Source organism: Nostoc sp. UHCC 0252, assembly GCF_034931145.1.
Lineage (GTDB): Bacteria > Cyanobacteriota > Cyanobacteriia > Cyanobacteriales > Nostocaceae > Nostoc.
This window is the reverse complement of the sequence record NZ_JAYGHE010000007.1, coordinates 50,886-65,138: the sequence shown is the minus strand read 5'-3', so window position 1 is coordinate 65,138 and position 14,253 is coordinate 50,886. Positions and strand designations below refer to the sequence as shown.

The window sequence follows — 14,253 nt, the reverse complement described above, 5'->3', positions numbered from 1 at the left end:
GTCGTTTAATTATCCAAAAATTTGGATATTAGTAGTAAAGTTTTTAAAAACTTTTTTTCAACCCATGCAGGTTGGTTGTGTCTATGTAGACGCGAATTCTATTCGCCCGAATATTAAGCCAGTGTTTCCAGAGAGAAGGAGAAATGACTACAGCACAACAAGCAGAAAATAAAAACCAGCAAACACGTACTGTAGCAGAGTTAGTAGACTACATCCAAGCTCTCACCATTGAAATTCAAGAATTGTATTGTTTAGATGAGATACCTTGGGTGGTGGGCTATTCGGGTGGCAAAGATAGTACTGCTACCTTACAGCTTATCTGGAATGCGATCGCAGCACTACCAGTTGAAAAGCGAAAAAAGACTATTCATGTTATTACAACTGACACATTAGTAGAAAATCCTGTAGTCTCTGTTTGGGTACGCAAATCCTTAGAAAGGATGAAAGTTGCTGCTCAAGAACAGAAAATGCCCATTGAACCCCATTTATTACACCCAGAAATCAAAGAGACATTCTGGGTAAGCTTGATTGGTAAAGGTTATCCAACGCCGCGAGGAAAATTCCGTTGGTGTACAGACCGTCTAAAAATTCATCCTTCTAACCACTTTATTCGTGATGTGGTTAGAGTAAATGGGGAAGTTATTCTTGTTTTAGGTACGCGCAAAGCTGAAAGTGTCAAACGTGCTATCTCAATGGAAAAACATCAAGCAGGTAGCCTAAAAGACCGCCTCGTTTCTGAGACAAGTTCACCAACATCTCTGCTTTACCATAGTGCAAGCTTGCCTAATTCTTTAATTTATAGCCCCATCGAAGATTGGCGTACTGATGAAGTTTGGATTTATCTAAATCAGTGGCAAAACCCTTGGGAATATAGCAACAAAGATTTGTTCACCATGTATCGAGGTGCTACAGCAGATAATGAATGTCCTCTAGTTGTTGATACTTCGACTGCTAGCTGTGGTGATTCTCGATTTGGCTGTTGGGTTTGCACAATTGTTAGTAAAGATAAATCAATGGAGGCAATGATTCAAAATGATGAAGAGAAAGAATGGATGCAGCCTCTATTAGATATCCGCAATGAATTAGATAATAGAGATGACCGCGATAAAAGAGACTTCCGTCGCATCTGGGGAGAAGTCCAACTTTTTGAACGTCATGTCGATGGTGAAACCTCTATTGAACCAATTCATGGCCCTTATACCAAATATTGGCGCGAACATTGGCTCAGGCGACTATTAGAAGCGCAAACAAAAACCCGTCGGACAGCGCCAGAAAATATGCGCGACATCACCCTAATTACTCTAGAAGAAATGAGCGAAATTCGCCGCATTTGGCTAGAAGAAAGACACGAATTTGATGATAGTTTACCCCGGATTTATCAAGAAGTGACAGGCGAAGAATTTCAAGACCCCCGCCCTGGTGCAGACTATAGCCTACTAGGTCGTGATGAATGGATAGTATTAGAAGAAATCTGTGAAGGTGACGCGATGCACTTGGAACTTATGGCGAAATTGTTAGACACAGAACGCCAGTATCGCAAAAAGACTCGTCGCGTAGGGATATATGAAACCCTAGAAAAATGTTTTAATACGAGTTCCCGTTCTCCAGAAGATGCGATTAAAAATGCTCGTTTGAAACGCGAATTAAGCGAAGCAGTTAGTCAAGGTGATGTTGCAAAAGTCAAGCAGATGACTTTAGGTGATGTTGCAGCAATCAATGAAATAGATGCAGGTAAAACTGAAAGTGATGAAGAGGTAACTTGGGCAAGTATGAAGTTTAAAAAGAAAGATTCAGAAGAATAATAGAATACCGGGCGAATACCGGATGAATACCGGGCGATTGGAAATCGCGGCTACACAGACGAAACCCACCTTCGTGGGTTAAAGAGAAATGAGAGCAAGTTTTACACAATTGTATTTGCATTATGTTTGGGCAACCTGGGATAGATTGCCGCTAATTACGCCTGATATTCAAAAGCAAGTTTACGGAGCAATTATTCGGGAATCCGAGCAGTTAAAGTGTACCGTAATTGCTATTGGCGGTATTGAAGATCATGTTCATCTGCTAACGGGTTTTCCGCCAACCATCAGTATCTCTGAATTGGTTAAACAAATTAAGGGAAGTTCGTCACATTTCATCACCCGCGAAATCAAGCCAGGTGAGTTTTTTAAATGGCAAGGTAGTTATGGGGCTTTTACAGTGAGTCATGATGCCATTGATAATATAGCCAATTACATCAGAAACCAAGCTGCCCATCATAGCCAAAAATCAATCATCCCCACCTGGGAACTAACTCCAAAATAAACCAACAATTATGCATGAATTTAGTCCGCGAAGGCGGACTTTGCCTGTGTAGCCGCGAATTCCATTCGTCCGGTATCTTATAAACTCCGCTCGGTATCTTAATAAACTTTGCCTGTGTAACTGTGAATCATATTCGCCCAATATTTCTTTTCCTACTATTTAATAATCTTAAAAATCAATGATATTTCTTGAACTCGTTCTACAAAACTTTGGCCCCTACAGTGGAAAACAGGTAATTAATCTTAACCCAAAAATTGATGAGGAAAACTCACACCCAATTATCCTCTTGGGTGGGATGAATGGCGGCGGAAAAACTACGCTTATGGATGCCATTCGTCTCGCTCTTTATGGCGCTCGTGCCCAATGTTCTACCCGTGGTAATTTAAGTTATAGCGATTTTCTCAATCAATGCGTTAACAATAAAATTGATCCAGTTGCAGACACTCGGATTGAATTACTTTTTGAACATATTGAAAACGATAAGCCAATAAAATACCGTGTTGTCCGTAGTTGGGTAAAAAATCCTAAAGATGGCAAAGATACATTAGGTATTTTGGGTGACAGTGATACCTGGCCTGATGCTTTAGTTAATATTTGGGATGAATATATTGAAAATCTCCTGCCATTAGGTATTTCTAACTTATTTCTCTTTGATGGTGAACAAGTTAAAGAACTAGCAGAACAAGAAACACCACCGCCTGTTGTAGTAGATGCAATTCGTGGACTATTAGGTTTAGAGTTAGCAGACCGTTTAGCTGTTGATTTAGATATTTTAGTTAACCGTAAACTTAAAGAAGTTGGTAATAGTAAGGATTTAGCAAACCTAGAGGAAATTGAAACTAGGTTAACCCAACAGCAAGAAGATTATCAAACAACAGAAGAAAAAGTAGAAATTCTCAAAAATCAGGTAGAAGAATTAGAACAAAAGCAGCAAGAAGCTTTTGATAAATTTATTTCTGAAGGTGGGAAGATTGCAGCCGAACGCAATCAACTAGAACTACAACAAAATACAAAAACTGCGGAAATAGAACAAGTACGTCAGTCGATGTGTGAATTAGCGGCTGATGTTTTACCTCTGGCCTTGATTCCCAATTTACTTAATCAGGCGCAAACACAGGGAGAAAAGGAATTTCGCCATCAACAGATACAAATTTCTAAAGATTTGTTAATTGAACGAGATCAGCGTTTACTCACTTGGCTAAATCAAGTAGAAATTTCTCCGATACAAGTTGAAAAAATTCAATCATTTTTAATCCAAGATGTAGATAATTTATATGCAAAGACTATCCAGACAGAAGCGCCTTGGTTATTAGCTGATGATGAAACTTTAAGTCAGCTAGATAATATCATATATCACTTACAAAATTCTAAACTTTCTGCAAAAGAAAAATTAGCTATTCTCAAAAATAAAGAAGAAGAAATTCATACTCTAGAAAGGCAAGTGCAAACAGCAGCCGCACCAGAAGATTATACAAAGCTGCGTCAAGCGTTAGAATCTGCACAAAATCAAGTCGTTGAAGCTAAAGCAAATTACGAAACAATCCGCCGTCGTTTAGCTGAATTAGAAACTATTATTGCCAAGTCAAAAAGAGAATTAAGTGATTATACTGTAGAAAATATTAAGCATAAAAATAGCGAACATATTATTACCTCTGCGGCTAAAGTTCAAAATACACTCAAGATTTTTCGTGAAAAGTTAACCCTGCGAAAACTCAATAAATTAGAGGAGGAAGTTAAAAACTGCTTCCTTTATCTTCTCCATAAGTCAGACTTAGTGCATCGCATCACCATTGATACTAAGACTTTCAGCCTTTTGCTTTACGATTTAAATGGTAAACCTGTTCCTAAACATCGTTTATCAGCAGGCGAAAAACAACTACTTGCGATCGCATTCCTCTGGGGTTTAGCAAAAGTCTCTGGACACCGCCTACCAGTAGCAATCGATACGCCACTAGGTAGACTAGACTCCTCTCACCGCAGCAACTTAGTTGAACGTTACTTTCCATCTGCCAGCCATCAAGTAATTTTGTTATCTACGGATACTGAGATTGGCAAAAAAGAAGTAGAAACACTGCGAGAAAATGAAGCGATCGCACGCGAATACCTGCTAAAATACGACTCCTCCACTCGTCAAACAACAGTGATAGAAAATCAATATTTTTGGTAGTAGATATCGTCTAAAAAAGATATTTACAATATATATCACGACCTTTGGAAAGTAGATAAGCAATTATGAACTCGCCTCATGTATTAAAAATAGAGAATGATTTACGTGTTCTATCATTAGAAGAATTAGAATGGTTATTAGAACGGATCGCAAAACAAGTGCAAGAAAGAAAGCAAGTAGTAAATAAATTCACTGATGTTAAATATATGAATGAACAACTAGTTGCAATGGCTAGTGATTTAGATATAAAAACAGAAATTACCTCTATCAATCATGAATTTGGTGTTAGGGAAACGGATGGTTTGGAAAAGCTGTGAGCATCGAAAGAAGACAAATTTAATGTTGTCAATCTTAATCCAGTGCTGGCTCGATAACAAGCAGGGAAAAGACCACTAATTATCTTGGGACGTAGCGAATTATCTTTAGAAAACCTCTGCGTACCTTTGCGTTAACCTCTGCTTACCTTTGCGTTGAAAAAAAAAGTTAGAATTTAGCGCAGCTTTATAAATAAATGGTATAACTCCAAGATGCTTGAAGTTGAAACTGCGGTTCGCTAATGTTTGGGTTTATAAGCAAAAATTACCTCAATTTTTAGGAAGATTATGGAATCACCAATCGAAAGAATAAAACTCTCCCAAACAGCCAAAGATCAACTTACCAAACTTAAACGCAGCACCAAAATCGACCAATGGAATATCTTATGCCGTTGGGCATTTTGTCGTTCCCTCGCAGAATCAACCACACCCTCCCCCGTGCCAATTCCCCAGGATAGCAACGTCGAAATGAGTTGGCGCGTCTTCGGCGGCGAAATGTCCGATATACTCCTCCTCGCCCTCAAACAACGCTGTCACAATGACGGCTATCCCACCGACAAAGAAACCCTCGCCACCCAATTCCGGTTACATCTACATCGCGGTATTGGTTACTTAGCAGGCGATCCAAATATCAAGAAAATTGAAGATTTAATTGAACTGGCTGTTAAACCTTGAAAGAATATTAGCTGCTAACTGTCTTAATTACGAATTACGAATTACGAATTACGAATTAGTATTATGCCTGAAGCGCTAGAAATTGAGCGTCATAGAGCTGCGATCGCTCGCACTGACATATCTCGCCCTGTACGATTGGCAATAGAAGGATCAATCCTGAATTCAGACACAACTTTTTTTGACTACGGTTGCGGCTACGGTGGTGATGTCCAGCGAGTAAAAAACTTAGGCTATACCAGTGCAGGCTGGGATCCTTACTACTATCCCGATGTACCACGCACCGCCGCCGATGTGGTCAATTTAGGTTATGTACTCAACGTCATTGAAGACTCAGAAGAACGCCGTCAAAGCCTTCGCCAAGCCTGGGAACTCACCGGGAAAGTTTTAATTGTCGCGGCTCAAATCCTGATTAACGCTCCCAGTAAAACCCAACTTGCTTACAATGATGGCATTGTAACGCGCCGCAATACTTTTCAGAAATATTACGAACAACAAGAACTCAAAACTTATATTGATGAAGTCCTAAATGTTGATGCAGTACCGATCGCACTAGGCGTTTACTTTGTTTTTCGAGATGATGCGGAAAAAGAAAGCTACAAAGCTATTCGCTTTTTTTCTGCGACTTCTACACCGCGAGTCCGCATTCCCACTAAGCGGTTTGAAGATTATCAAGAACAGCTGCAACCACTCATGGCTTTTTTTACCAAGCGCGGTAGATTACCTGTGAAAGGCGAATTGGAAAATGAACAGGAATTACTGAGCGAATTTGGTAACTTTCGCCGTGCCTTCGGTGTAGTTTTGCAAGCAACTGATGAGGCTGAATGGGATGCGATCGCTTATCGTCGTTCTCTGGATATCCAAGTTTATCTCGCCCTGACTCACTTTGATAAACGTCCTGCATGGCAAAAGCTAGCACCAGAAATGCGTCACGATATCAAAGCCTTTTTTAGTAGCTATGAGGAAGCTTGTCTTGTAGCCGATCAAAAACTTTTCAGCTTAGGTAAATCTGGGGTAATTCAAACTGCGTGTGAAAAAAGCAAAATAGGTAAACATACACGCGGTGCCCTTTACGTCCATGTTTCTGCACTAGCAGCACTTGACCCAGTACTGCGAATTTGTGAAGGCTGCGCTAGCCGTACCATTGGGCGTGTAGATGGAGCAACATTAATCAAATATCACACTGATAAGCCGCAAATATCCTATCTGTTTTACCCCGAATTCGACACTGATCCCCACCCAGCTTTACAAGCCAGCATCGGTATTGATTTAAAAACCTTATTCATCACTCATCGAGACTACGAAACTAGGGCAAATCCGCCGATTTTGCACCGGAAGGAAACATTTGTTACCAGCAACTACCCACGCTACGAAGAATTTGCTAAACTCACTCAACAAGAACAGGAATTAGGATTGCTCAAGGACAAAAGCGCCATCGGTACGCTTGAAGGTTGGGAGAAATGCCTCGCCGCACACAAAGTAGAAATCAGGGGGCATCAGGTTTATCCAATTCAAGAAAGTTAAGAAAACGCTGACGCTATAAGGTTATCCTGAATTTGTATTTAGCCCAAGTAAATCTTGGTAGTTTGTCATGTTTGGAGGGTACACACTAGCTATAGCAAATTTCAATTCCTGATAGGGATTAATAGGAACTGCTGTCGCTCCCATAATTCAAACCTTTATTAGGTACTAGTTAAATGATAAAATCTTCCATTTACTCGTTTTATTTTATTGATATTTCCTCAAAAGAGGCAAAAAGTTAAAAATATGAGGAAAATTAAGTCGCTACTGGAAGTTTTCGGTAGTCGCAAGATGGTGGCTTTATTATTTTTAGGTTTTTCATCGGGTTTACCGTTATTGTTAATCGGTAATACCTTAAAAGCTTGGATGACCGTAGAGAAGGTAGATTTAGCGGCTATTGGTTGGTTTAGCCTCGCTAGTTTGCCTTATTCCTTGAAATTTTTGTGGTCGCCGTTTCTGGACAGGTTCACCCTACCAGTTTTGGGACGAAGACGGGGTTGGTTAATTTTGACGCAGATTGCTTTGATCATAGCGATCGCAGTCATGGCTTTTCAACAACCTAAACAAGCATTACAGCTACTAGCAATCAACGCCATAGTCATTGCCTTTATCAGTGCGACTCAAGATATTGCTGCTGATGCTTACCGTACCGACGTTTTAGAAAAACTAGAAATGGGGGCTGGTGCAGCCGTTTTTATCTTAGGTTATCGAATTGCCCTGTTAGTTGCCGGTGCTTTAGCCTTGATACTTGCTGACAAACTGCCTTGGTCGTCGGTTTACCTGTTTATGGCAGGGACTATGGTAATAGGTATTCTTGCCACCTTGTTCGCACCGGAACCCAAGGAAATTAGCCCTCCACCAACTCTAGCTGATGCTGTAATCTTGCCTTTTAAGGAATTTTTTCAGCGTCAGAGCATCATTAAAGCTATTCTAATGCTTGCATTCATTACCCTATACAAGCTAGGCGATGCTTTGTTGAGTAATATGACCACGCCTTTTTTGCTGCAAACGGGTTTTACCAAAACCGATATTGGGGCAATTCAAGTAGGGATGGGGTTAATTGCTACGATTGTCGGCGCTTTAGCCGGTGGATCAATTTTGAGTGCCATTGGCATCAATCGATCGCTTTGGGTTTTTGGTATTCTACAAGCAGTAAGTAATTTAGCTTACTTTTTCCTAGCATACATCGGTAAAAACTACCAAGCTATGGTACTTGCCATCAATATAGAACAATTTTGTGGTGGATTGGGGACAGCAGCCTTTGTTGCCTTTTTGATGAGTCTTTGTAACCAGAGGTTTTCCGCAACCCAATATGCTTTGTTATCCAGTTTAATGGCTGTCAGCCGCGATATTCTGGCGGCCCCTGGAGGCGCGATCGCCCAAAGTACGGGTTGGCCTACATTTTTCTTAATTAGCATCGCCGCCGCCGTACCAGGACTACTCCTATTACCAGTATTTGCCCCCTGGAACCCTCAGCCAGTGGCAGTATCCAGACCAGGACTTGAGGACGAAGAAGAGGATATATGGGGAATCAAGTAGTTATTGCTGTCGGTACATTCATCCTCTTACTTACCGGTTTATTATTGGGCTATGTTCTCTCGCAATTAGTTTTGGGATATCTAGCATTTAATCTCCTAACTTTTTTCGGAACACTCAGCCTAATTTTAATTTTTGGGACACTTTATTACGTTTTATTTTGGCAGTTACGAAGAGATCAGTCCCGGACATCAACTCCATCAACTATAAATCAAGGGATACCAAACCAGGTAGACGAGGGTGTATCTAATAGTTATCTCAAAAACAGGCTAATCGCTAAATTATCTGGTGACACTGCCGAAGTCGAACGGTTGATTGAACAGGCAAAGGAAACTTATCCTGGGATGCCGGAGAATTGGTATTGCGAAAGAGTACTTGATGACTTAGAGCGTAGCTAATAGTGCTGCGGAAGCAGGGGGCAGGGAGCAGGGAGCAGGGAGCAGGGAGCAGGGGGCAGGGGGCAGGGGGCAGGGGGCAGGGGGCAGGGGGCAGGGAGCAGGGGAAGAACTATTGATTTATTGATCCATGCCCAATCCCCAATTCCCAATCCCCAATCCCCAATTCCCAATTCCCAATTCCCATATACAGAAAATTGCTAAAATAGAGAATACTTCATAAATCTTCAGCTAAGTTCTCATAAAAGTTCCTAGCTCTCTTTGCAATTAAAATATGGCTATTTTTCGTCAATACATCGCCCCACTGCTTGCAGTTTTGGTATTTGTCTTTGCTCTAGTAGCAGTCAGCGCCCGCATCTTCTTACCATCAGATATGGCTGCACCCGCACCAATTGAAGAGGTAGGGGTAAGTTCTCAATCCACTCCTGGTAATTTGCCACCAGCAGTACAAAACTCACCTAGTTAACTCAATAAACGCCAGAAGTGTCTGAGCAACTACTACCGGGGTATATTATTCGCCGTGGTTCCTTATTGGAGCGATCGCTACTGCTTAAGTTCATGCACCGAACTTATCAGGATCTCTTTCCCAATGAGGATTTTTCTCATCTAGAGCAAACAGTTAAGCAATACTTCTCCAGCGATACACCCTTGTGGTGGGTAGAAGAAGAGAGGGAGCAGGGGGACAAGGGGACAAGGGAAGGGGACAAGGAGAATAATTATACTCAATTCCCAATTCCCAATTCCCAATTCCCCATTGCCTGCCTTTGGGTAGGTAATGCCATAGATCAAGTGCAGGGTAATCGCCATGCTCATATCTTTATCCTCTACGTTGTACCAGAACATCGGCGGCGGGGTATTGGTACAGCCTTGATGCAATATGTGGAAAATTGGGCTATTCAAAGAGGCGATCGCCAGATTGGATTACAAGTCTTTCAATCAAATAAGCCCGCATTAAATCTTTACAATCAGTTAGGTTATCAAACCCAATCCCTGTGGATGGTAAAATTCCTGAGTGCAGAAAAATAAACTAAAGAATAGCCATAATATACTTTAGTGTTTGAGTATGTAGCGGTTCTCGTTTGGATAAAATTCAACGAGGGGAAAGGAAAGTGTATAATTACGCAACTTATAAAGTTTTAACTTATTGGCACGGGGGATTATGTGTTAATCCCTTTTTGGGATTGAAATGAAATTATGTATGACGAAGACGATCTAAGCCTACTCGATATCGAGGAGGAACTAGAAAGCCCCCTAGATAAAATAGAGCCACTAACTGACGATTCAGTTGTGGCGAAGCCCGATCCTGAATTGATGCTAGCCCTCCTGGAAAATCCCCAGCCCCAGGAAAGAATGTTAGCAGCGCGTGCTTTTTGTGATATGGAAGATGCGCGTGCTACTCCCCATCTGATTCGCCTGTTAAATGATATTTGTCCCTTAGTCCGGGTAAGCGCATCTTATGCCCTCGGACGCAATCCCAGTTCCGAAGCAGTGGCTCCATTAATTGCTCAACTAAACAGTGATTGGAATGGCTACGTGCGTAAAGGCGTTGTTTGGGCTTTAGGAAACTGTCGCGATCGCCGTTCTTTACCGCCCCTAGCAGATGCCCTAAGAACTGACATTTCCGCAGTGCGTTTGTGGGCTGCTAGCGCCTTAGCACAGATGGCAGAAGTGGGTTATGAAGCAGTTATCGGGGCAATACCACCATTAATTGAAGCCTTAGTCAAAGATCCCGTGGCGGCAGTGCGGAGTAACTGTGCTTGGGCAATTGGTCAATTGTGCCGCGAACTACCTTCTAATGTAGTTTATGCCACTGCGATCGATGCTCTAATTCAAGCCTTTGCCGAGGATCAAGATTTGGGAGTCCGGGAAGATGCGAAAGCTTCACTGTTAGGAGTTGGCGATCCACGTGGCTTACAGCTGATTGAAACCCTAGAACAAGAAGGGTGGTTTTGATTTGGGCAATTCAATTCTGGATTTTAGATTTTGGATTTTAGATTGAAATTTAATCCAAAATCTAAAATCTAAAATTCTTGCTCCCTCACCTCCGTCCCTACTGACCTTCATCTCCAGATTTGACCAAATTTAAGTCATAAGGGCGCTCAGTATCATCTTCGCCCAAATATTCACCATTTTGAATTTCCAGAATAACTAGCGGTATATGGCCAGGATTATCTACTTTATGTAGGGTTGCTGCGGGAACATAAGTTGACTCGTTGCGATTTAGTAATATTTCTGCATCGCCACAAGTTACCTTGGCTACACCGGAAACTACAACCCAATGTTCATTGCGGTGATAATGAATTTGTGGTTTAATGCCGTGCCTGGGCTTGATTTCAACACGGCTAATCCTATAAGTATCTCCCTCCTCGATTACCTCCACTTCACCCCAGTATCGTGTGCCTGAATGTGGAGGCAATTCGTTGATATTTGACTGAGTATTATTTTCATTGGGAGTCATAATCAATTTCTCAACCAGATGAGTATTAGTATTTTTCTGTAATTTACCCTAAACGGGATAAAGCTGAGTAGACAGATGCAGTCACAACTGCTCTAAATTTACTCTAGGGAATCATTCATTTCCCCGTATACTGAATCCGGTAAATCCGATTATTAGCTTCTTCTGTTAGTAGTAGACTACCATCTGGCAGCACCAGCAAACCTACAGGTCGTCCCCAAGTGGTTGGTACAGAAGGATTTAGTAAAAAGCCTGTGAGAAAGTCTTCGTAATAGCCAAGCGATCGCCCCTTAGCATCGAAGGGAACAAATACAATTTTATAACCAGTGCCGCGATCGCGGTTCCAAGAACCACGAAAAGCCGCAAAAGCACCGTTGCGGTATTTTTCTGGAAACTTCTTACCATCATAAAACTGCAAACCCAATGCTGCTGAATGCGCTTGGAATAGCACATCTGGCGTTTGGGTACGGGCTGCTAATTCGGGGCGTTTACTTTTTCCATCCGTTTTTTGACGCGGATCGAGGTTGTTTGGTGTCAGATAAGCATAAGGCCAGCCGTAAAATGCCCCCTGTTTAACCCGTGTCAGATAATCTGGAACCAACTCATCACCGATTCCATCGCGTTCGTTGACAGTGGTGTAAAGTTCCTTAGTTACAGGATGAAAGTCTAAACCAACAGGGTTACGCAAACCGGAAGCAAAAGTTTGCTGCTGGGAACCATCCAAATTCATTACCTGTATCGAAGCCCGTGGTAGGGGTTCTTCATCTACATTGGTTCCCGATCCCACTGAAACATATAATTTATTGCGATCGGGCGAGACAAGGACATTGCGCGTCCAATGGTTGTTATAACCTTGAGCAGGCAAATCGGCGATTTTTTTCCCTTGACCCGTAATTTTGTTTTGGCCTTGGGTATAGGGAAAACGAACCACAGCATCTGTGTTCCCCAGAAAAAAGGAATTATCTGCAAAAGCCATCCCAAAGGGTCTATTGAGTCCGTTGTCCTTACTAGCAAAGGTTTCTCGAACATCGGCTACGCCGTCACCGTTGCTATCACGTAACAAACGAATACGGTTTTGCCCGGTTTCAGTCACCAGAACATCACCACTGGGAGTTAAAGCTAGCCAACGTGGAGAATCTAAACCTTCGGCAAATACATTAACTGTAAAACCTTGTGGTACGCGCAGCACTGGATTTTGCGGAATAGGCACAACTTCAGGTCGCTTGGAAGCACTTTCTGTTGCGAACGGTGCTGGTAAATTCTTCAGATTTATCCGAATGGGCGTAGGCGAAAGTGCTTCAGTGCGGACAATATTTTTTGGCTGTGTAGGATTCTGTGTCAGTTGGGCAGAAGGTACAGATTCTTGTGGTGTGGGATTATCTGAGGAAGCGCGAGTCTGGTTACACGCTGCTGCCAAAGTCAGTAAAAAAACTGGTAGCAATAAACGCGCAAAGACTTTCATGGCGGTAGACACTATGACACAATTTTCTTACCTTAAACTTCAGGCTTGATAATTGTCACCAGTCTAAAGTCCGATTTTTCTTACTTAGTAAAACTATCAGAAAATTAAGGACTAGGAAATTGAAGAAGAATTCAGAAGTCAGAATTCAGGAGTCAGAATCAATTAGTGGGGGATTCAGACCCGCCACTACGAAAGTTGACCGCTAAATCATAGATTTAGCGGGGGTATTAAACCCGCTTATTCATCCACAAGTCGTACAGAAAACATTGCTGAATTCTGACTCCTGACTCCTGAATTCTGTTTGATAATTCCCAATTTTTATGCATATAATCATCTGTTAGGATAATAAACTTCAAATTCTTGAAATTTATGTTGTTTGATAGCTCGGTGTAAGCTAATTTCCAATAACTGCATTTTAGGAGATAAATTGCTAATTTTATTGTGAGGAGATAAGTATTTTTTTAAAGTTGCGTACTTTTCTAAACGATTGATAATTGCACTTAATAATTCTGCCCTAGTAAATGGCTTAGTTATATAGTCATCTGCCCCCATATCCATACCTTGACGGAAGTCAGCTTTGGCAGATTTGGCAGTGAGAAAAATGAAGGGAATTGTTGCTGTTGATGGATCTTGGCGTAACGCTGTTAGCACACCATAACCATCAATTTCTGGCATCATTAGATCGCAGAGAATTAAATCAGGAACTTCGCAAATAGCCAAATGTACACCGATTCTGCCATTAGCCGCAGCAATAGTTTCAAAATCCTCTGCTTCTAGCAAATCTAAAATATTTTCACGGACTGCTTCTTCGTCTTCTATTATTAAAATTTTGGGCATAAATTACCTCATTTTATTTTTTATTATTTAATAGACCTCTTGCAAAAGTCAAAAAATCAAGAATCTCACTACTCTGTTTCGCCCCGCTCAATATGAAAATTTAAGCATTTATGCAAGAGGTCTAATGATAGAATGACATTCAAAAGGCAGAGGTGTTGTTGGCTGACAATTAGCGTCCACCATATTTCCCAACATGAACACCCAAATACGTATTGTGGTCGTAGCCTGCAAAAGTTGAGTGCTGTTTGCTTCACCTCTAGCACGATGTCTTCTTTTATCAGCAATCCGACCAACTTGAAAGTGCCGTTAAGTACAGCGTGAAATCGGCTTTCACCCTCATGCAATGATATTTTTGCTACACGAGAGGTACTATCCACACAAACTCCAATGAGGCGAGCTGATTTGTCGTGTCTGTCAGTACTATAGCGTGTGCTAGTAACCATTTCTACTTGGGTAATTGTCTCTCAATGAGAAACCGAGTAGCCCGTTGCAGAAATCGCATCTATATATCAATACCGTTCAGTTAGAGTTTTCCAAAAAATAAATGATCCAAAACCCGTCATTGCGAGCGAAGCGAAGCAATCCCAGCC

At 41.5% G+C, this 14,253-nt stretch carries 14 protein-coding genes and 1 pseudogene; 11 read left to right on the top strand and 4 right to left on the bottom strand.

The window, feature by feature from the left end:
- The first annotated feature begins 143 nt into the window (after window positions 1–143).
- From dndC to VB732_RS06670, 11 genes are all read left to right on the top strand, one after another.
- Complete coding sequence (gene dndC, locus VB732_RS06720; RefSeq protein WP_323230057.1) at window positions 144–1,802, top strand: DNA phosphorothioation system sulfurtransferase DndC; 1,659 nt, start codon at window positions 144–146, stop codon at window positions 1,800–1,802.
- Between the two features lie 88 nt (window positions 1,803–1,890).
- Window positions 1,891–2,304, top strand: a complete 414-nt coding sequence (tnpA, locus tag VB732_RS06715) for an IS200/IS605 family transposase (protein WP_323230056.1) — start codon at window positions 1,891–1,893, stop codon at window positions 2,302–2,304.
- A gap of 178 nt (window positions 2,305–2,482) precedes the next feature.
- Window positions 2,483–4,471 carry a DNA sulfur modification protein DndD gene (dndD, locus tag VB732_RS06710; protein WP_323230055.1) on the top strand — a complete coding sequence of 663 codons (1,989 nt, stop codon included), beginning with the start codon at window positions 2,483–2,485 and terminating at the stop codon, window positions 4,469–4,471.
- Between the two features lie 65 nt (window positions 4,472–4,536).
- Complete coding sequence (locus VB732_RS06705) at window positions 4,537–4,788, top strand: hypothetical protein (RefSeq protein ID WP_323230054.1); 252 nt, start codon at window positions 4,537–4,539, stop codon at window positions 4,786–4,788.
- A 285-nt stretch (window positions 4,789–5,073) separates the two neighbouring features.
- Window positions 5,074–5,460 (top strand): DNA sulfur modification protein DndE, encoded by a 387-nt coding sequence (dndE, locus tag VB732_RS06700; RefSeq protein WP_190936007.1) that lies wholly within the window; start codon window positions 5,074–5,076, stop codon window positions 5,458–5,460.
- 63 nt (window positions 5,461–5,523) lie between these two features.
- Window positions 5,524–6,981: a DNA phosphorothioation-associated putative methyltransferase gene (locus VB732_RS06695; RefSeq protein WP_323230053.1), complete on the top strand. Its 1,458-nt coding sequence runs from the start codon at window positions 5,524–5,526 to the stop codon at window positions 6,979–6,981.
- Window positions 6,982–7,224: 243 nt separating this feature from the next.
- Window positions 7,225–8,517 (top strand): AmpG family muropeptide MFS transporter, encoded by a 1,293-nt coding sequence (locus VB732_RS06690; protein WP_323230052.1) that lies wholly within the window; start codon window positions 7,225–7,227, stop codon window positions 8,515–8,517.
- The gene (locus tag VB732_RS06685) at window positions 8,502–8,912 is read left to right on the top strand and encodes an ABC transporter permease (RefSeq protein ID WP_323230051.1); all 411 of its coding nucleotides are present in this window, start codon (window positions 8,502–8,504) and stop codon (window positions 8,910–8,912) included. The genes VB732_RS06690 and VB732_RS06685 overlap by 16 nt, the downstream gene beginning before the upstream one ends.
- 271 nt (window positions 8,913–9,183) lie before the next feature.
- Window positions 9,184–9,375, top strand: a complete 192-nt coding sequence (locus VB732_RS06680) for a hypothetical protein (RefSeq protein WP_323230050.1) — start codon at window positions 9,184–9,186, stop codon at window positions 9,373–9,375.
- A gap of 17 nt (window positions 9,376–9,392) precedes the next feature.
- The gene (locus VB732_RS06675; protein ID WP_323230049.1) at window positions 9,393–9,935 is read left to right on the top strand and encodes a GNAT family N-acetyltransferase; all 543 of its coding nucleotides are present in this window, start codon (window positions 9,393–9,395) and stop codon (window positions 9,933–9,935) included.
- 168 nt (window positions 9,936–10,103) lie between these two features.
- Window positions 10,104–10,862 (top strand): HEAT repeat domain-containing protein, encoded by a 759-nt coding sequence (locus tag VB732_RS06670; RefSeq protein WP_323230048.1) that lies wholly within the window; start codon window positions 10,104–10,106, stop codon window positions 10,860–10,862.
- Between the two features lie 97 nt (window positions 10,863–10,959).
- Here VB732_RS06670 and VB732_RS06665 read toward each other — a convergent pair whose 3' ends face one another.
- The 4 genes and pseudogenes from VB732_RS06665 to VB732_RS06650 form a co-directional block, all read right to left on the bottom strand.
- On the bottom strand, window positions 10,960–11,367 hold the full coding sequence (locus tag VB732_RS06665) for a phosphomannose isomerase type II C-terminal cupin domain (RefSeq protein ID WP_323230047.1): 408 nt from the start codon (window positions 11,365–11,367) through the stop codon (window positions 10,960–10,962).
- A gap of 115 nt (window positions 11,368–11,482) precedes the next feature.
- Complete coding sequence (locus VB732_RS06660; protein WP_323230046.1) at window positions 11,483–12,826, bottom strand: sorbosone dehydrogenase family protein; 1,344 nt, start codon at window positions 12,824–12,826, stop codon at window positions 11,483–11,485.
- A 342-nt stretch (window positions 12,827–13,168) separates the two neighbouring features.
- Window positions 13,169–13,663 (bottom strand): annotated as a pseudogene (locus VB732_RS06655) (response regulator transcription factor); the annotation flags it as partial.
- 68 nt (window positions 13,664–13,731) lie between these two features.
- Window positions 13,732–14,106 carry a hypothetical protein gene (locus tag VB732_RS06650; protein ID WP_323230045.1) on the bottom strand — a complete coding sequence of 125 codons (375 nt, stop codon included), beginning with the start codon at window positions 14,104–14,106 and terminating at the stop codon, window positions 13,732–13,734.
- Between the last annotated feature and the right edge of the window lie 147 nt (window positions 14,107–14,253).

What these genes read in the sequence shown, in the direction of transcription:
- dndC (WP_323230057.1), top strand. Translation starts at nt 144, where the DNA reads ATGACTACAGCACAACAAGCAGAAAATAAAAACCAGCAAACACGTACT.
- tnpA (WP_323230056.1), top strand. Translation starts at nt 1,891, where the DNA reads ATGAGAGCAAGTTTTACACAATTGTATTTGCATTATGTTTGGGCAACC.
- dndD (WP_323230055.1), top strand. Translation starts at nt 2,483, where the DNA reads ATGATATTTCTTGAACTCGTTCTACAAAACTTTGGCCCCTACAGTGGA.
- VB732_RS06705 (WP_323230054.1), top strand. Translation starts at nt 4,537, where the DNA reads ATGAACTCGCCTCATGTATTAAAAATAGAGAATGATTTACGTGTTCTA.
- dndE (WP_190936007.1), top strand. Translation starts at nt 5,074, where the DNA reads ATGGAATCACCAATCGAAAGAATAAAACTCTCCCAAACAGCCAAAGAT.
- VB732_RS06695 (WP_323230053.1), top strand. Translation starts at nt 5,524, where the DNA reads ATGCCTGAAGCGCTAGAAATTGAGCGTCATAGAGCTGCGATCGCTCGC.
- VB732_RS06690 (WP_323230052.1), top strand. Translation starts at nt 7,225, where the DNA reads ATGAGGAAAATTAAGTCGCTACTGGAAGTTTTCGGTAGTCGCAAGATG.
- VB732_RS06685 (WP_323230051.1), top strand. Translation starts at nt 8,502, where the DNA reads ATGGGGAATCAAGTAGTTATTGCTGTCGGTACATTCATCCTCTTACTT.
- VB732_RS06680 (WP_323230050.1), top strand. Translation starts at nt 9,184, where the DNA reads ATGGCTATTTTTCGTCAATACATCGCCCCACTGCTTGCAGTTTTGGTA.
- VB732_RS06670 (WP_323230048.1), top strand. Translation starts at nt 10,104, where the DNA reads ATGTATGACGAAGACGATCTAAGCCTACTCGATATCGAGGAGGAACTA.
- VB732_RS06665 (WP_323230047.1), bottom strand. Translation starts at nt 11,367, where the DNA reads ATGACTCCCAATGAAAATAATACTCAGTCAAATATCAACGAATTGCCT.
- VB732_RS06660 (WP_323230046.1), bottom strand. Translation starts at nt 12,826, where the DNA reads ATGAAAGTCTTTGCGCGTTTATTGCTACCAGTTTTTTTACTGACTTTG.
- VB732_RS06650 (WP_323230045.1), bottom strand. Translation starts at nt 14,106, where the DNA reads ATGGTTACTAGCACACGCTATAGTACTGACAGACACGACAAATCAGCT.